This is a genomic window from Sphingomonas oleivorans (assembly GCF_003050615.1).
GTDB classification, from domain to species: domain Bacteria; phylum Pseudomonadota; class Alphaproteobacteria; order Sphingomonadales; family Sphingomonadaceae; genus Sphingomonas_H; species Sphingomonas_H oleivorans.
The window spans coordinates 813,536-830,956 of sequence record NZ_NWBU01000004.1 but is presented as its reverse complement, the minus strand read 5'-3'; the positions used below and the strand labels follow the sequence as shown (position 1 = coordinate 830,956).

The window sequence follows — 17,421 nt, the reverse complement described above, 5'->3', positions numbered from 1 at the left end:
CAAGGCTATCCGGGTGGCGCGCGCATCGATCTTGGTTCATCGCCGGGTGGTCGCTCACCGAGTGAAATCGGAGCAGTCGCGGGGCAAGCGGCGAGCACGGCGGTAGGGGCCGCGCAACCGCCAGCAACTCCTCCAACATGTACAGGTGGAAGGCTATGCAATTGAGTCGGAGGAAGCGGATTGTCGTCACGACGATTTTGATGCCGATTTTGATATCGATCTTGTTTTGCACCGTGGCATTCGGCGCGATGTTCGTTCTCGGCAGGCATTATTCGCTACCGCAAATCGGTGCAGCAGCGTCGGTCTCCTTGGTCTGTTGGTACATTGCATATATTATGTGGGCTTATCGTTCTTGGTGAGCGCGCTTAGTCGCGGGAGGCCGGAATGTGCGGTTTTAGGGACGGCAAGATAAAAGGACTGGCTCCCCCTGCGGGCTAACTAGAGCGTTGAGCTTGAACTCGGAATCGGGCTGGGGATTCCCGGCGGGTTGAAAATATGATTCACCCTTTGCGGAGGTGGATCATGGGGAAAGCTTATTCGAGCGATCTTCGAGAGCGGATATCTGCGCATGTCTCGGCGGGGCATTCACGACGAGATGCGGCGCGCCGGTTCGGGGTGAGCCCGAGCTGCGCGGTGAAGCTAGCGCAGCGGGTGGCGAGGACGTGACCTGCCTCATGCTCGCGCAGGATCCCGATGATTTGCTCTTCCCTGAACCGTGAACGCTTCATTCGTCCGTCCTTCTGAAGGGCCAGACTCTAACTCCAACTGGAGGAAAATCTCAGGGGCAGGTCAGCGGCGATCGGCGCGGGAATCATCCTCGCCTACTGGATCCCGCGCTTCCTGTCGGGAACCGGTTTCCGACAGTGCGAGCCAGCCGCCCATCTGCAACAAATGCTTTCGCTCGAACGCTAACGGGGTGGTCGCTCTGCTCGAGGCATTCAATCCTGGAGATCATGAAGTCGTCCACGCCCGGTTCGTCGGCGGCGCCAACATGCTGACCCGGGTCAGTGCTTTCGATTTCCTTATCGAGCGGCTGTCTGTGAGCGCGACCGGCTGACAATCGCCGCCGTCAGCCGGCCGCCACCGATCATCAGACAGTCATGGTCCATTTCATCCATGTGCGGCTTCAGCATATCATTCCTGGGCTCTGGTCCCTCAAAATCGGAAGGTCGCTGTCCTTCCAGGCTGGCATCTCTCAGAATGCAAGCCGGCCCTCAAGGTATCTCGCCCAGCGTGTCGGCGACCACGGCCCCTCGCTTACCCATCGGCGCCGGCACGCCGCCTGTGGTGTCGCGCGCCGTCTGGTGCTCAAGCTCGGCATTGAACTCGGCGCCGAGGAGCAGCACATAGGCCGAGAGGTAGAGCCACATCAGCAGCACGACAACCGCGCCGAGCGACCCATATGTCGCATTGTAGTTGCCGAGGTTCGCTACGTAGAGGCCGAAGCCGAACGTGGCGAGTAGCCAAGCGAGACAGGCGAAGAGGGAGCCTGGTGTCAGCCATCGCCACCGGGCAATGTTGCGGCTCGGCCCGTACCGATACACCGTTGCCGCCGCAGCCGCGGCTCCAGCCGCGAGCAACAGCCAAGAAAGCAAGCGACCTAGAATGAGAAGGGCCGCAGGTGCGCGTGGAAGCAGCCGGTCGAGATAGGCGAGGGCAGATATTGCGCCAGCCGCGAGCAAGGCGGCAATAACTGCTCCTGCCGTAATCGCTAGCGCGACCAGGCTCGCCTGGATGAAGCTACGCTTCTCCTCTTCCTCATAAATAATGTTGAGCGCCGTCATGATCGCCGATGCGCCCCGCATCGCGCCATAGAGCGCCAGCGCGAGCGCGATCACCAGGCCGATTCCTTTCTTGGTTTGGGCGGTCTGCGTCACGCTCAAAATTTGTTCGCCGACCAATCGGGCGGCATCGGCAGGCAGCATGCGCGTCAGGGACTCCAGCGTCCTCACGATAGTGGCCGGATCAGCCAGCAAGCCATAGCTGAGCACGACCGCGCCGATCAGCGGCACGAGCGCCAGAAATCCATAAAAAGCGACACCCGCTGCCACCAGGCTCAGATTGTCTTGCCCGGCCTCGCGCCAGCTGCGGATGACAATATCCCGCCATCCGAGAGCGGGCATATCCGTCGGACTGTCGGCATCGCGGCCTCGGTCTCGCATGAGCCTATGCTCTTTCATGGAGACGTTCGGGCTTGTCGGCCGGAACATTGTATCGACCGGCCCCCGCGGAGCCGCTTATCAGATAGATCAGCGCTGAGATCTGAAGCGGGGAAAGCCATGCTCGCAACAGGGTTCGGAGCAATAAGCCGATCCTTTGGGGCGGCGTCGCGCTGTGTAGCAGTGTCTTCCGGCATGGGAGCCTCTCAAGACCTCGCTTCCACCAAGGGGATCACCTCGACAGGGTTCGTCTCGACCATTTTCTGGCTCCCTGCCTGAGCCTGGCGTGGGTCAAAGCAGTTAACCTGTTGAAACTACAGCCGTTCCGTCGCTTTCGAGACGATCACGGGAAGTTGCCCAAGGCGCCCTAAAAGAGCGACGAACTTCGCTGTCATCCCTGAGCCTTCGTGCTCGATGTGATCACCAGCTTTTGCGTGATGAATGGGGCAACCGAAGCTGTACCGGCGGAAATTTCCATTGAAAATTCCCGCGTTGATCACCGGTTGTGCCCATAACCGACCTACATCGCATTGCTGTCCCCGAGTGGTTGAAGATCCAAAACTGAATTCTCTCTCTCCTGAATCCAGATGCTGAAATGGTCGACGAAGCTAGCGCCGCGAACGTCCGCTCCGCAGAACGTCGGGCGCAACCGTAAACGGCTGACTTAGGTCGTGAGCGGTCGGGCGGCGGCAAGCTGAACGGAGGGCCGCTTCCTCGGCTTCCGCCCGAAAGCTGCCGGACCACTATCGGCCAGCTTCAGCCGACCAAAGCAACCAATGAACTAGAGGAACTTCCAGCTTTCACCGCACCTTCGGCCGGTAATTGACGTTTGGCGCGACCGATTCAGCGACGGGAACGGACATTGGCGGTGGGTCGCAACACCTGACGTGGTTCGATCCCAAATAGGGTTTCGGCGGCTCCCTCGAACAGTTGGGGCCCGAGCAGACGCTTGGTGCGCCCGCCTTTAGTTAATTGAACTCGTGCTCGAAATCTCCATGCGCAGCTTCGGGGCGAGCGTTTGATCCACCTTGTCGTCGATCCGATCCACGCTGATGGGAAGGCTTTCTGGATGTTGCCGCATGTGCTACTCTCCACAGGAAGACGGAGCTGTTCCCGGTGGACGGGCGAACGAGGCTCCCGACAAGCTCCGCATCGGGCCTAGGCGGGACGCGACGGCCTTGGCGTCCCGGGTAGGACGCGCTGGCATCATGCCTCTCGGGTCCCTGGGCCGAGGAGAGCAGAGCATGAATCGCACATGGTTCATTTCCTCCGTCGCCGCGCTGGCTGTCCTGCTGGATGTGGCAGCGGTGGCCGCGGCGACCCGCACGATCCGGGGAACGGTGCCCGATGATATCATCATGGCGGGCAAGCGGATCGACGTTCGGGCCGATGTGACGGGGGACACGGTCGTCGCCGGGCGCACGGTCGACATCGCAGGGCGTATCGGCGACACGCTGATCGCCGCCGGCCGGCGACTGACCATCGGCGGCGCTATCCGCAATGATGCGATCCTGGCGGGGGAAACGGTCGGGATCGGTGGCGCCGTCGGCGACAATCTGTTCGCGGCGGGCCGGTCGGTTGCGGTGGAGGGACGTGTCGGCGGCAAGGCCATCGCCTTCGGTGGCCGCGTCAGCCTTGGCCCCCGCGCGATCGTTGCGGATGCCCGCCTGGCTGGCGGCGCCTTGATCGTCGCCGGCACCGTCGCCCGATCGTTGCGCCTTGCTGGCGGTGAGGTTCAGATCAACGGCACCGTCCTGGGCGATGCCAATGTGGTGGCGGATCATTTGCGTCTCGGCCGGACCGCGCGGATCGGCGGCAGGCTCATCGTCGAAAGCGCGCGTGCGCCCGAAGTGGCGCCTGGCGCGGTGGTGGCCGGCGGGATCAGCCATCGCCAGCCCGAAGAGGCGCGCCGGGGCGTGGTGGCGCAGGTGGCGGCGCGCCTGGTGTCGGCGCTCGCGATGCTGATTGGCCTATGGATTCTCGGTGCCGTCCTGTTGCTGCTCGCGCCCAACATTGTGCGCGACGTGCAGAGATCGCTCACCCAGCGTCCGCTGCCGAGCTTGGGCGTTGGGCTGCTGATCGCAATCGCAGGCCTGCCCTTCGCGCTGCTCCTTGCCTTGACCCTGATCGGCCTTCCCCTCGCGCTCGGTGTGCTGAGCGCCTATTTCTTCGCGCTGGGCACGGCGGTGCCACTGTTCGGCTTGGCGATTGGCCGGGCCTGGGCTGTACGCCGGATGGGTCCGGAGCCGCGTCGATCTGCCGTGCTCGCGCGCCTGGCTGCCGTGCTCCTGGTTGTTGTCCTCCTCGGCGCGCTGCCGTTCGTCGGCTCCCTTGTCTGGGTCGGTACGGGCTTGCTGGGCATGGGAGCTACCGGGCTCGCCCTCTTCGAGAGATGGCGCGGGCGTTCCGGCAGAGGCGGTACTACAGCCCTGCCGCCGGCCGGGGCTGCACCTGCGCAATAGCCCTATCGGGATGTTCGCGACGACCGGCGTGGTCGTGGCTCTCTCGGCGTCGGCTCTTCAACTTATGCCCAGATTCGCAGTTCTGGCCGTCCGGCCTGGATCTCTAGAACGGGTGCTGCGCCAGCACTCGTTCCGTGTCGGCCCGTTTCCGCCCTCTCCGGTCCTTCGGTATGGATCCTGATCTGAGACGTCGGAAGGTAAATTGGCCGTATGTGGACGGCTCCGCTCGCCGCGATTGATTGAGCACGAGGTCCACGGGCAACTGAAGGAGTTTCGCCTCAACAAGAGCAGGGAGTTCTTTCACCTCAGATATGAGAAGATCCGGGACGTGACCGAACGGGTAATCGATAAGGCGGGGGCGCGGGTCGAAGAGCGCGAGTGATGCCGCCCGGCATCTCACGATCCGGGACGGCATGATGTTCTCATGCTCCGGCAATCTTGCCAGCATGGGGTGCGGACTGCTTTAATGCCATCGCTGCCGCAATCCTATTTCCGGAGTGTCGGGTGATATGCTTCATCGGTGACGGCGGCTTGTCCATGCTCATGGAGAGCTTGCCATTCTGGCAGGCTCCGATCAGAAGCCCTCTCGTCGCGGGCCGATCGACTTCTCGATCCAGCTGTCCGTCGATGCTAGGCGCCCCGGCATATTTCCCGTCAATATACCCGTCCATTGTCTCCATCAGATCCGCCAGATGATGCGGGCCAAGGCACCGTAATGGGGACCATGGATCTCGGTCGGGCCGGTCCGTCGCGGCTTACCGGGCTGCAGGTCCGACAAGCATCAGGCCGGGTTCCTGCACGTGGCGTGGCCGTTCAAGCTCCAGCTTGACTCTGAGGAATTCGACCAGGTCTCTCAATGACAAGACCCCGACCAGCCGATCGCCGTCCGTTACGAACAGCCGGCTCGGCTTTGTACGGCTCATCTTGGCCATGGCCTGGAGCGCATCCGTGTCGGGTGTCGTGATCTCATCCTCGCCGCAACGCCTCATCTGCTCGGCCACCGTGCGCCGACTCCAATCGGAACGGTCAAGCATGGTGATGTCGGCGGTGCCGATGCAGCCGACCAGGCGACCGTCGCGCGTCACCGGGAAGCTGCCGTGGTGATGGCGGTAGATATAGTCGTCGACGAGATTCTGGATCGACAGGTCGGGCGGAACGGAGATCGGGTTGGGAGTCATGAAGCGGGATACGGGTTCGCCGCCGAGGATCTTGCGCGTCAGCATCTCCTGATTGGCGAGGCTCGCCGCGCCACGCAGGAACAGGCCGATCAGGAACAGCCAGACTCCGTTGAGCACCGCGCCGCGCAGAAACTGGAGCAGGCCGATCAGGATCAGGATGAGGCCGAAGATCTGGCCCGATCCCGCAGCGATCCTGGTTGCGGACGCGAAATCCTTGCGCCAGCTCCACAGCATCGCCCGCAGCATCCGTCCGCCGTCGAGCGGGAAGGCCGGGATCAGGTTGAAGATCGCCAGCAGCCAATTGAGCGTCCCGAGATAGCCCAGCACCGCGGCAGCCGGGGCAAATCCGCCAACGGCCATGGCCACGCCTGATCCCATCATCAGCAGCAGGCCCAGCGCCGCACTCGTCACCGGCCCAGCTGCCGCCATCAGCAACTCGCCCCGCGCGCTGGTCGGTTCCCCCTCCATTTCGGCTACACCGCCGAAAATGAACAGGGTGATATCTCTGATCGGCATCTCCAAACGCCGTGCCACCAGGGCATGGGCGGTTTCATGCAGGACAATCGAAAGCAGGAGGCCGGCCGCCGCCGCGATGCCCATCCAGACATAGATGCTCATCCGATATCCGGGGACCAGGCTCGGAAATACGCCCAGCGCCAGGCTCCAGACGATGAGCAGCGCGAGCAGCAGCCAGGAGGCGTCCATATAGACTTTGAAGCCGAACAGGCTGAACAGCCGTACGCGATAAATGAACATTGCGTCATCCCAGGCCCGCGAGCCGACGCCGTAGCGAACGATCTCGGGACCAACCGACGGCTTCGGGAGGGGTTCCACCCTCCTTGCTCCTGCGAAACCCGAGGCACCGGAGCGGCAATCCGGCATTGTCGCGCCTTGGGCCAATCGCGGTCCACGAGACCATCAACGTAAATAGCGGCTAAAGGACCATCGGCTCCGCCAGCGAGCGGCCCTGGCGCAACCGTCCGATCGCCTCAGCCAGCAACGGGCCGGCCGCGAGCGCGCCTACCACGCCCGTGTGCTGGCCTTCCTCGGGCATCTTTGAGCCATGGCGATGCCGCAGCGCCGCGCATCGCATTTCCATAGGCAGATGCTGGCTGGGAGGAAATTTTGAGCAGATCCGGATCCCTGGCCGAAATATTGAAGCAAAGGACCCAGAGGGGCGAGATCGGCCGCGCGGCTATGTCCGAACTGCTTGTCCGAACCATGTTGCCTCTGCAAAAATGCATAGCGAGGCCACGCAGATCGACGATCGCGGGATTGAGAGGCAATCGCGATAAAGCTGTTGCAAGCCAACCCGCCCTGTGGAGTTCCTTCGATGCTGCCAGCCCTGTTCGTCTCCCACGGCGCGCCAACCTTCCCGCTCACCGACGCGCCGGCACGCGCGTTCCTTGAGGGGCTTGCCGCCGAGCTTCCCATGCGTCCGAAGGCAATCCTCGTCATTTCCGCGCACTGGGAGGCGGTCGGGCCGATCGTCAATGACGTCGTGATCAACGAGACGATCCACGATTTCTACGGCTTTCCGCCCGAACTCTATCGGATAAGCTATCCGGCACCGGGCTCGAAGGCGCTTGCCGATCGTGTCGCGGCGCTGCTCGGCACAAAGGACATTCCTGTCGGCCGTGACCCGCGCCGCGGGCTCGACCATGGTGCCTGGGTCCCGTTGCGGCTGATCTATCCCCACCCCGACATTCCCGTCGTGCAGCTTTCGGTCGAGACCGCTAAAGGCCCGGCTTATCATCTGGAGCTTGGCCGTCTGCTCGCGCCGCTGCGCGAAGAAGGCGTGCTGATCCTCGGCTCGGGCGGCTTCACCCATGATCTGTCCAGCTTTCGCGACTATTATCATGCGCTGCACGCGCCCGCGCCCGATTGGGTGACCGCGTTCGCCGACTGGATGGATGCGGCATTGGCGGCCGGCCGCGTCGACGATCTTCTCGCCTATCGCCGGCTTGCACCGCATGCAGCGCGCAACCATCCGACCGAGGAGCATCTTCTGCCGCTGTTCGTGGCCCTCGGCGCCGGTTGCGGCGAGGGCGTCCGCCGCCTCCATGCGAGCACGACCCACGGCATCCTGCGCATGGATGCCTATGCCTTCGGAGGCGCCGCGTGACGATCAGACTGATCCTCGCGCTGCACGGCGTCGGCGCGTCGGCAGCCGACATGATGCCTGTTGCCCATGCACTTGGCGAGGCGGCCGGGGCCGAGGCGCTCGCGCTCGACGGGCTGGAGCCGTTCGACATGGCCTCGCACGGCCGGCAATGGTTCTCCGTCAAGGGCGTAACCGATGCCGATCGCCCGGCCCGTGTTGCAGCCGCACTTCCCGCTCTGCTGGTCCGGATCGATGCACTTTGCACCGACCGAGGCCTGGAGCGCCGGAATGTTGCGCTTGTCGGCTTCAGCCAGGGCGCAATCATGGCTCTGGCTGCAATCGCTGCCGGCGAGCCGTTCGGCTCCGTCATTGCCATCGCCGGCCGCCTTGCGGCGGGAGTACGCCCGCTGCCGGCCGCATCGCCCCAGATCCTGCTCATTCACGACCTTGCCGATCCAATCATGCCTTTCACGCTCGCGGGTGCGGCGCAGGCCGAGCTTGCCGCTGCGGGCTATGATATCCGGCTGATCGTGACCAATGGTTATGGTCACGCCATCGGGCCTCGCACGCTTCAGGCCGCCACCAATCATCTCATCACTCGTCCGTCTGGTTCCGCTCAGGAGACAAGATCATGACCAGCACCTCCCCGATATCCGCCGGGCCGGTCGACGCAAATATCTGGGCACCGCGCCTGCTTTCCGTGCTCCGCGTCGTCACCGGCCTGCTCTTCCTCTCCCATGGCGTCGTGAAACTGTTCGGCTTTCCCGCGGGCGCCCAGCCGGGCCAGGTGCCGCTGTTCGGCCTTTACGGGCTGGCTGGCATGCTGGAGCTTGTGGGCGGCCTGTTGATTGTCCTCGGCCTGTTCACCCGGCCGGTCGCCTTCCTCCTCTCCGGCGAGATGGCGATCGCCTACTTCATGGCGCATGCGCCGCAGAGCGTCTTCCCCGTGCTCAACGGCGGCGAGGCGGCGATCCTGTTCTGCTTTATCTTCCTTCACCTCGCGGTGGCCGGGGCCGGCCCGTGGAGCCTGGACGCCAGCCGCAGGGCATGATGGCGCAGCCGCCCGCGCCCGCTTATGCTCCCGAAGGAGTCAAGGAGCGCGCGGTGCTGGACTGGGATGATCTCAAGACCTTCCTCGCGATCGCACGGCAGGGCAGCCTTTCGGCTGCCGCGCGATCGCTGAAGGTGAGCCAGACGACCATGGGGCGCCGGCTCGACCATCTTCACGGTCGCGCCGGTGCCAAGCTGCTCGAACGCACGCCCACGGGATTCCGCCTGACGCCGGCGGGCGAGCGGATCCTCGATCATGTCGCCCGCATGGAGCAGGAAGCGCTCGCGCTCGAACGCGCGATCGCCGGCGAGGACATGCGGCTGGAAGGGCTCGTCCGCGTGACCACCGTGGAGACATTCGGCGCGCATGTCCTGACGCCGGCGCTGGCGGCGCTCCGCGCCCGCCATCCGGGCATCGCCGTCGAGTTCATCACCGACACCCGGCCGTTGAGCCTCGCCCGGCGTGAGGCCGACATCGCTATCCGTCTGGCCGCGTTCGAGGGCCATGAGACGATCGTGCGCAAGATCGGGGCAATGGCCTTCGGGGTTTATGCCGCGCCCGCCTATCTCGCCGCGCATGGCGAGCCGGACTGGGGGCAGGGCGCCATCGGCCATGCGCTGATCCGCCTTCAGGACGATCTGTCGACGACCCCGGAGGCGCGCTGGTTTTCCGCGCTGGCGCATGACGGAACACCGTCGCTGCTCGCCAACAGCCGTGAGGTCCAGCTCCGCGGCGCAGTCGCGGGGCTCGGCCTCGGCTGCTTGCCGCGCTATCTCGCCGACGGCATGCGCGAGCTTGTGCATCTCGCTACGCCCGGGCCGGAGCCTGTTCGCGAGATCTGGATGGGGGTGCATCGCGATACGCGCGCGACCCCGCGTATCCGCGCGGTGCAGGATGCGATCATCCGTGCGGTCGAGCAGGCGCGCCCGCGCCTGCTGCCGGACAACTCGGCATTGGATGAAGCCAAGCGCGGCTGATCGGGGATAGGCAAGGTCATATGCGCCTCAGGCATTGACGGCAGCGCAATGTGGCCGCCTGCAGCCTGGGAAATCACCTGCTGCCCCGAGCGATACCGGAAAGATCACCTTTCCAGCCGATCGATGATCGGACAATCCGGCCGCTGATCACCATGACAATGCTCCGCGAGCTCGAGCAGAGTCTTGCGCATCGCCTGAAGCGCGGCCGCTTTGCGTCCCAGTTCGGTTGCGCGCCTTTCGGCGAGCGCCTTCACCTCGGCGCTTGCGCGATGCCGATCGGACCACAGGTCGAGAAGGGTGCGAATTTCCTCAATAGGAAAACCCAGATTGCGGGCGTTGGCGATGAAGCGCAGCCTGTGCACATCGGCTTCGGAATAGTCTCGATAGCCGCTGTCGCGACGAGGCGGCGCCGGGATGAGATCGATCTTCTCATAATGCCGGATCATCCGCTGCGAAACGCCGCTCGCAGACGAGGCGGTGCCTATGTTCATAGCGTCACCCGATTCAGGCGGAGAGCGTTTGTGATCACGCTCACCGACGACAAGGCCATGGCGGCCGCTGCAATGATCGGCGAGAGCAGGATTCCGAAGAAGGGATAGAGCAGCCCCGCCGCGATTGGCACGCCCGCTACATTGTAGATGAAGGCGAAGAACAGATTCTGCCGGATATTGGACATGGTCGCCTCGCTGAGGCGCCGCGCCCGGATGATCCCGTTCAGATCGCCCTTCAGCAGGGTGACGCCGGCACTTTCGATCGCGACATCGGTGCCCGAGCCCATGGCGATGCCGACATCGGCGGCGGCGAGCGCCGGGGCATCGTTCACGCCATCGCCTGCCATCGCAACCACTCGGCCTTCGCGCTTCAGTCGCGCAATTACCGCGCTCTTCTGATCGGGCAAAATCTCGGCCTCGACCTCGTCGATGTCGAGCTTGCGCGCCACGGCCGCGGCGGTGGTGCGGTTGTCGCCCGTCAGCATGACGATCTTGATGCCCTCGCCGCGCAATGCCGCGAGCGCTTCGGGCGTGGACTTCCTGATCGGATCTGCAATGGCGAGGAGACCGGCGACCTGGCCGTCGACGCCGATGAAGATGACAGTCGCGCCATCACCGCGCAGCATATCCGCTTGGGCGCCCATGACGCTCGCATCAACGCCACTCTCCTCGAGGAAGCGCGCATTTCCAAGCATGACGCGCTTGCCCTCGACGGTCCCGACCGCTCCCTTGCCCGTCGGCGCGTCGAACTCGGTGACGCTCGGGATCATGATGTCCCTGTCACTCGCCGCAGTGACCACCGCCAGGGCCAGCGGATGTTCGGAGGCACGTTCGACGCCAGCCGCCAGCCGCAACAGTTCGATCTGATCATATCCGGGCGCCGCGACGATGCGCGTCACCGACGGCTTGCCTTCGGTCAACGTGCCCGTCTTGTCGACGATCAGCGTATCAACCTTTTCCAGGCGCTCGAGCGCCTCGGCATTCTTGATCAGAACGCCGAGCCCCGCGCCTCTGCCGACGCCGACCATGATCGACATCGGCGTCGCCAGGCCCAGGGCGCAAGGGCAGGCGATGATGAGCACCGCCACCGCAGCGATCAATCCATAAGCGAGACGCGGTTCAGGGCCCCAGATGCCCCAGGCGCCGAAGGCGATGACCGCGACGAGGAGCACGGCCGGAACGAACCATCCGGCAACCTGATCGGCCAGGCGCTGGATCGGCGCGCGCGAACGCTGGGCTTCGGCCACCATCTGAACGATGCGCGCGAGCATCGTGTCACGACCGACCTTCGCGGCGCGGATCACCAATGTACCGCTCTGATTGAGCGTGCCCCCGATGACAGCGTCCCCGGCCGATTTGGAAACGGGCATGGATTCACCTGTCACCATCGCCTCGTCGAGGGAGGAGCGGCCATCCTCGACAAGACCGTCCACCGGTACCTTCTCTCCCGGACGCACGCGCAACCGATCGCCAACCGCGACGAGGTCGAGCGCCACTTCTTCCTCGCTTCCATTGTCGCCGATGCGGCGCGCCGTCTTGGGAGCAAGGTTGAGCAGTGCCCTGATCGCCCCCGAGGTGCGCTCCCGAGCCCGAAGTTCGAGTATCTGCCCAAGCAGAACCAGAATGGTGATGACGGCGGCGGCTTCGAAATAGACCGCGACCGAGCCGTCTCCCGCCCGAAACGCAGCCGGGAATAGGGCGGGTGCCGTCGTCGCTACGATGCTATAGGCCCAGGCGACGCCCGTTCCCATCGCGATCAGCGTGAACATGTTGAGATTGCGCGTCTTGAGCGATGCCCAGCCGCGCTCGAAAAAGGGCCAGCCCCCCCAAAGGACGACCGGGGTCGCAAGAAGAAGCTGGAGCCATGTCGAGATTCTCGGCGGTACGAGCTCGTGTAGCGCCGGAAACAGATGGCTACCCATTTCGAGAATGAGGATAGGAAAGGTGAGCGCCAGGCCGATCCAGAAGCGGCGGGTCATGTCGACCAGCTCGGGGCTTGGTCCGGTCTCCGCGGTCACTATTTCCGGCTCGAGCGCCATGCCGCAGATCGGACAGGCGCCGGGGTGGTCCTGACGAATTTCGGGATGCATCGGACAGGTCCAGATCGTCCCCGGCGCCGCCTCGACAGGCTGCGCGGAGCGCTCTCCCAGATAAAGTTCCGGATCGGCAATGAATCTGGACCGGCAGCCTGCGCTGCAGAAATGATAGTCTTTTCCCGCGTGAGACGCGTGATGCGCGGTGCGCTCCGGATCCACGGTCATTCCGCACACCGGATCCTTCACGCCATGCCGGGATGCGCCGGTCGCTTCATGGCTGCGATGGGCTGCGCAGCAGCCATGCGCTCCCGAATGCGTCGTCTGTTTCGAATCAGTCACGGCCCTTCTCCTTCTCGACGCGTGCCGATGTAGGGTTTGACATCATGTCAGGGTCAAGGGCGTAAGCCGCTCTCCTCCCGACATTGGTAGGACGAGCGCAAGCGGCGGGCTGACCGCGCGCGCGCCGGGGCCAGGGCGCGGCCATTGGGATAATCGGAGGCACGTTGGTCCCGGCGCGCAGTCATTCTGCCTCAGCCCGATATCTTGTCGGACCCATGGTGAGTAGATCATCCTTCGTCAGCTCCGCGACGAGGTCAGGCGGACATCCGGGATATTGATCTTGTCCTGCCGGATCACCAGATGGCCTTCAGCCTCGCCGCCTCCGACGTCCTCAACGGGCGCTTATCGGTGCGCGCCTGACCTCCTCCGCGCCCGGGATTGCCCGCGGCGATCCATTGCGGTTGCTTGAATGGCAAGCTGCAGTGCACAATCAGCAATTGCAAGCATGCTTGGCCAGGGGCATCGCGTCCGGCAATGTTCGACAGGCTAAGCATATTGCTGCGCTTTCGCTCCGCCGCCGCGGAAATTCGGCCCGGGGCTGGCGATCTCGGCCCTCCTTAAACGGGCCCCTTTCCCTGTCCGCCCTTCGCTTGCTGGACCGTTGTCGCGTCGAAAAGATTTGGCGTGAATGGGCCGGCTGATTTCCGCCACCTTCCGAAAACGAAAGTCGACGATGCACATTCCCGGGTTTCACGGCCTGCGGAGGCTCTCCGCGCTAACCCCGCTGATGCTGCTCAACGGATGCGGCTGGAGCATCCTCGATCCCCATGGTCCGATCGGTATCGAAAACCGATCCGTGATCCTTTGGGCGACGCTCCTCATGTTGATCGTGGTCATACCCGTGATCGCGCTCACCATCTTCTTCGCATGGCGCTACCGCGCCTCGAACACGGCCGCGGACTATGCGCCCGACTGGTCGCACTCGAACCTGATCGAGGTGGTGATCTGGACCGTGCCCGCGCTGATCGTCGCGGCACTTGCGGTCATCGCCTGGAACACCTCGCACTCGCTGGACCCCTATCGGCCGATCGAGTCCGAGGCCAAGCCGGTCGAGGTGCAGGTCGTCGCGCTCGATTGGAAGTGGCTGTTCATCTATCCGGAATATCATGTCGCGACGGTGAACGAGCTCGCCGTGCCGGTGGGCCGCCCGGTGAACTTCAAGATCACCTCGGCCACGGTGATGAATTCCTTCTTCATCCCGCGGCTGGGCAGCCAGGTCTATGCGATGGCGGGCATGCAGACGAAGCTCCACCTCGTCGCCGACCGTCCCGGCACCTATGAGGGGATCTCCGCCAATTATAGCGGCGAAGGCTTTTCGGACATGAAGTTCAGCACGGTGGCGCTGGACGATGCGGGTTTCGCGCGCTGGGTGGAGAAGACGAAGGCTGCCCCCGCGGCGCTTCGCCTTGCCGATTACCAGACGCTCGCCAAGCCGAGCGAGCGCGACCCGGTCCGCTATTTCGGATCGGTCGATCCCCATCTCTATCAGGCGATCCTGTCCCAAAATGTGGCCGTCGCCCATGAGGAACATACCGCGATGAACACCCTTCCGGCGCATCAGGAATGAATGCGATGAGCATGATCTTCGGGAAACTCACCCTCAAGGACATTCCGCTCCAGGAGCCCATCATCGTGGGCGCCACGCTCTTCATGGGTGTGGTGGCCTTCGCGACCGTGTGGCTCATCACCCGCCACAAGAAGTGGGGCTATCTCTGGAACGAGTGGTTCACCTCGGTCGACCACAAGAAGATCGGGATCATGTATATCATGCTCGCGTTCGTCATGCTGATGCGTGGCTTCGCGGATGCGGTCATGATGCGCACGCAGCAGGCGGTCGCCGTTGCCGGAGCGACGGGCTATCTGCCGCCCGACCATTATGACCAGATCTTCACCGCGCATGGCGTGATCATGATCTTCTTCATGGCCATGCCGTTCGTGATCGGCCTGATGAACGTCGTCGTACCGCTCCAGATCGGCGCGCGCGACGTGGCCTTCCCCTTCCTCAACTCGCTCAGCTTTTGGCTGACGGTTGCGGGTGCGGCGCTGATCAACGTCTCGCTCGCGGTGGGCGAGTTCGCGCGGACCGGGTGGCTTGCCTATCCGCCGCTCTCCGAGCTCAGCTTCAGCCCCGGCGTCGGCGTCGACTATTATCTGTGGAGCCTGCAGATATCGGGTGTCGGCACGACCTTGGCCGGCGTGAACTTCATCGCGACCATTCTCAAGATGCGCGCGCCGGGCATGACGCTGATGCGCATGCCGGTGTTCACCTGGACGACGCTCTGCACCAACATCCTGATCGTCGCGGCCTTCCCGATCCTCACGGTCACGCTCGCGCTGCTGAGCCTCGACCGCTATCTCGGCATGCACTTCTTCACGAACGACATGGGCGGCAACCCCATGATGTACGTGAACCTGATCTGGGCATGGGGCCATCCGGAGGTCTACATCCTCATCCTGCCGATGTTCGGCGCCTTCTCCGAGATCATCTCGACCTTCTCGGGCAAGTCGCTCTTCGGCTACAAGTCGATGGTCTATGCGACGATGGCGATCGCGGTGCTGTCGTTCATCGTGTGGCTGCACCATTTCTTCACCATGGGTGCCGGCGCCAACGTCAACGCCTTCTTCGGCATTACGACGATGATCATCTCGGTGCCGACGGGCGTGAAGATCTTCAACTGGCTCTTCACCATGTATCGCGGCCGCGTGCGCTTCACGACGCCGGTCCTCTGGACGATCGGCTTCATGATCACCTTCACGGTGGGCGGCATGACGGGCGTGATGATGGCGCTGCCGGCGGCCGACTTCGTGCTGCACAACAGCCTATTCCTGATCGCGCACTTCCATAATGCGATCATCGGCGGCGTCGTGTTCGGCTGCTTCGCCGCGCTCAACTACTGGTTCCCGAAGGCGTTCGGCTTCACGCTGAACGAGCGGCTGGGCAAGGCGTCCTTCTGGTGCTGGCTGATCGGCTTCTACGTCGCCTTCGTGCCGCTTTATGCGCTCGGCTTCATGGGCATGACGCGCCGCCTGAACCATTATGACAATCCGGCCTGGCAGCCCTGGCTGATCGTCGCCGCGGTGGGCGCGGGGATCATCCTGCTCGGCATCATGTTCCAGATCGCCCAGCTCGTCGTCAGCGTGTGGAAGCGCGAGGAATATCGCGATGTCACCGGCGATCCCTGGGGTGGACGGACGCTCGAATGGTCGGTCTCCTCCCCGCCGCCCTTCTACAATTTCGCGGCGACGCCGGTGGTGCATGACATCGACGCCTGGCACGATATGAAGAAGCGCGGCCAGACGGGCGTGCCCAGCCACTTCGCGCCCATCCACATGCCGCGCGACACCGGCGCCGGCTTCATCATCGGAATGCTCTGCATACCGCTCGGCTTCGCTCTCGTCTGGCATATCTGGTGGCTGGCGATCGCAAGCTTCGTCGGCACGGTCGCGGTCGCCATCGTCCATTCGTTCAACGAGGACCGCGACTATTACGTGCTGGCCGAACAGGTCGCAGAGATTGAAGGCCGCCGCACGCCGGCGCTGGCTGGGGAGGCCTGAGCCAATGAAGACGCTTCGCATACTCCAAACGCCCGGCGGCGACGACGGCCAGGGCACAGTCCCGCCGTCGGCCTTCCACGTCGACGAGCATGAGCATCACGATCCGGCGCCGACCGTCCAGCTCGGCTTCTGGATCTATCTGATGAGCGACTGCATCCTGTTCGCGGGGCTGTTCGCGACCTTTGCGGTGCTCTCGCAGAATTTCGCGGGCGGGCCGACCGGGCGCGAGCTTTTCGACCTTCCCTATGTGGCGGTCGAGACGGCGCTGCTGCTGCTGAGCTCGCTCAGCTATGGCGCTGCGATGCTCGCGGTGAATGCCGGCCGGCGTGGCGCGGTGATGTTCTGGCTCGCCGTCACCTTCCTGCTCGGCCTGGCCTTCATCGGCATGGAGCTCAACGAGTTCCACCATATGATCGCGGAAGGCGCGGGGCCGGATCGCAGCGGCTTCCTCTCGGCCTTCTTCACGCTGGTGGGGACGCACGGCCTGCACGTCACGTCCGGTCTCGTCTGGATGGCGATCATGATGGTCCAGCTCGGCCTTCGGGGCCTCAACCCGACGACGAACCGGCGCCTGATGTGCCTCAGCCTGTTCTGGCACTTCCTCGACATCGTCTGGATCGGTGTCTTCAGCTTCGTCTATCTCTTGGGAGCAGCGGCATGAGCGCGCACGACATGCAAGCCCACGCATCCGGCCATGGCGGCCATGGCAGCCTTCGCTCCTATGCCATCGGCTTCGTCCTGGCGGTGATTCTAACCGTCCTGCCCTTCTGGGCGGTGATGACCGGCGCGGTCACGGGCGGCAGCGCGGTGGCGCTGGTCATGGGGACGGCGGCCGTGCAGATGGTCGTCCATCTCATCTTCTTCCTCCATGTGGACGGATCGAGCGATCGCTGGACGCTGCTGTCGCTGCTGTTCACGGCCATCGTGCTGGTGATCCTGGTCGGCGGATCGCTCTGGGTGATGTATCACCTCGATCACAATATGATGGCGATGCCGATGTCCATGACCGAATGAGGCGTTTCGGCAGACATGTCCCGGTTGTGGACAGGTCTGCCGATCATCGCTTTCA

The 17,421-nt window shown here is 63.9% G+C and carries 16 protein-coding genes; 11 read left to right on the top strand and 5 right to left on the bottom strand.

Annotation, left to right across the window (positions count from 1 at the left end; all coding sequences use genetic code 11):
- Window positions 1–916 precede the first annotated feature (916 nt).
- Window positions 917–1,057 (top strand): hypothetical protein, encoded by a 141-nt coding sequence (locus CLG96_RS18620; protein WP_165799528.1) that lies wholly within the window; start codon window positions 917–919, stop codon window positions 1,055–1,057.
- A 157-nt stretch (window positions 1,058–1,214) separates the two neighbouring features.
- Here the strand turns inward: CLG96_RS18620 and CLG96_RS04135 are convergent, their stop codons facing one another.
- Window positions 1,215–2,162, bottom strand: a complete 948-nt coding sequence (locus CLG96_RS04135) for a YihY/virulence factor BrkB family protein (protein WP_107966536.1) — start codon at window positions 2,160–2,162, stop codon at window positions 1,215–1,217.
- A gap of 1,241 nt (window positions 2,163–3,403) precedes the next feature.
- On the opposite strand from CLG96_RS04135, the gene CLG96_RS04130 reads away from it, so the two are divergent.
- Window positions 3,404–4,621 (top strand): DUF8173 domain-containing protein, encoded by a 1,218-nt coding sequence (locus CLG96_RS04130; RefSeq protein ID WP_107966535.1) that lies wholly within the window; start codon window positions 3,404–3,406, stop codon window positions 4,619–4,621.
- 202 nt (window positions 4,622–4,823) lie between these two features.
- Window positions 4,824–5,003: a GIY-YIG nuclease family protein gene (locus CLG96_RS19420; RefSeq protein ID WP_107966534.1), complete on the top strand. Its 180-nt coding sequence runs from the start codon at window positions 4,824–4,826 to the stop codon at window positions 5,001–5,003.
- A 373-nt stretch (window positions 5,004–5,376) separates the two neighbouring features.
- On the opposite strand, the gene CLG96_RS04115 is transcribed toward CLG96_RS19420, so the two are convergent.
- Together CLG96_RS04115 and CLG96_RS18615 are read right to left on the bottom strand one after the other, a co-directional pair.
- Window positions 5,377–6,555, bottom strand: coding sequence for a site-2 protease family protein (locus CLG96_RS04115; RefSeq protein WP_107966532.1), 1,179 nt, complete (start codon window positions 6,553–6,555; stop codon window positions 5,377–5,379).
- A 178-nt stretch (window positions 6,556–6,733) separates the two neighbouring features.
- Window positions 6,734–6,898, bottom strand: a complete 165-nt coding sequence (locus CLG96_RS18615; RefSeq protein WP_165799527.1) for a hypothetical protein — start codon at window positions 6,896–6,898, stop codon at window positions 6,734–6,736.
- Window positions 6,899–7,132: 234 nt separating this feature from the next.
- On the opposite strand from CLG96_RS18615, the gene CLG96_RS04110 reads away from it, so the two are divergent.
- Genes CLG96_RS04110 through CLG96_RS04095 form a run of 4 tightly spaced genes read left to right on the top strand, consistent with a single transcriptional unit; the run spans window position 7,133 to window position 9,931 of the window.
- Entirely contained in the window at window positions 7,133–7,924 is a 792-nt protein-coding gene (locus CLG96_RS04110) for a DODA-type extradiol aromatic ring-opening family dioxygenase (RefSeq protein ID WP_107966531.1), read from the top strand.
- Complete coding sequence (locus tag CLG96_RS04105) at window positions 7,921–8,538, top strand: alpha/beta fold hydrolase (RefSeq protein WP_107966530.1); 618 nt, start codon at window positions 7,921–7,923, stop codon at window positions 8,536–8,538. Before CLG96_RS04110 ends, CLG96_RS04105 begins: the two co-directional genes overlap by 4 nt.
- Entirely contained in the window at window positions 8,535–8,954 is a 420-nt protein-coding gene (locus tag CLG96_RS04100; RefSeq protein ID WP_107966529.1) for a DoxX family protein, read from the top strand. The genes CLG96_RS04105 and CLG96_RS04100 overlap by 4 nt, the downstream gene beginning before the upstream one ends.
- Window positions 8,951–9,931: a LysR family transcriptional regulator gene (locus CLG96_RS04095; RefSeq protein WP_133175334.1), complete on the top strand. Its 981-nt coding sequence runs from the start codon at window positions 8,951–8,953 to the stop codon at window positions 9,929–9,931. Before CLG96_RS04100 ends, CLG96_RS04095 begins: the two co-directional genes overlap by 4 nt.
- Before the next feature lie 104 nt (window positions 9,932–10,035).
- Here the strand turns inward: CLG96_RS04095 and cueR are convergent, their stop codons facing one another.
- Both cueR and CLG96_RS04085 read right to left on the bottom strand, forming a co-directional pair.
- A complete protein-coding gene (cueR, locus tag CLG96_RS04090) occupies window positions 10,036–10,422 on the bottom strand; it encodes a Cu(I)-responsive transcriptional regulator (RefSeq protein WP_107966527.1) in 387 nt (128 codons plus the stop codon).
- Complete coding sequence (locus CLG96_RS04085) at window positions 10,419–12,683, bottom strand: heavy metal translocating P-type ATPase (RefSeq protein ID WP_207796579.1); 2,265 nt, start codon at window positions 12,681–12,683, stop codon at window positions 10,419–10,421. Before CLG96_RS04085 ends, cueR begins: the two co-directional genes overlap by 4 nt.
- Window positions 12,684–13,470: 787 nt before the next feature.
- Here CLG96_RS04085 and cyoA point away from each other — a divergent pair.
- From cyoA to cyoD, 4 genes are read left to right on the top strand one after another with little or no spacing between them, the layout of a single operon-like run.
- Window positions 13,471–14,364, top strand: coding sequence for a ubiquinol oxidase subunit II (cyoA, locus tag CLG96_RS04080; protein ID WP_107966837.1), 894 nt, complete (start codon window positions 13,471–13,473; stop codon window positions 14,362–14,364).
- A 5-nt stretch (window positions 14,365–14,369) separates the two neighbouring features.
- Window positions 14,370–16,352: a cytochrome o ubiquinol oxidase subunit I gene (gene cyoB / locus CLG96_RS04075; protein ID WP_423828182.1), complete on the top strand. Its 1,983-nt coding sequence runs from the start codon at window positions 14,370–14,372 to the stop codon at window positions 16,350–16,352.
- Between the two features lie 4 nt (window positions 16,353–16,356).
- Window positions 16,357–17,013 carry a cytochrome o ubiquinol oxidase subunit III gene (cyoC, locus tag CLG96_RS04070; RefSeq protein WP_107966835.1) on the top strand — a complete coding sequence of 219 codons (657 nt, stop codon included), beginning with the start codon at window positions 16,357–16,359 and terminating at the stop codon, window positions 17,011–17,013.
- Entirely contained in the window at window positions 17,010–17,366 is a 357-nt protein-coding gene (cyoD, locus tag CLG96_RS04065) for a cytochrome o ubiquinol oxidase subunit IV (protein ID WP_107966525.1), read from the top strand. Before cyoC ends, cyoD begins: the two co-directional genes overlap by 4 nt.
- Window positions 17,367–17,421: the final 55 nt, after the last annotated feature.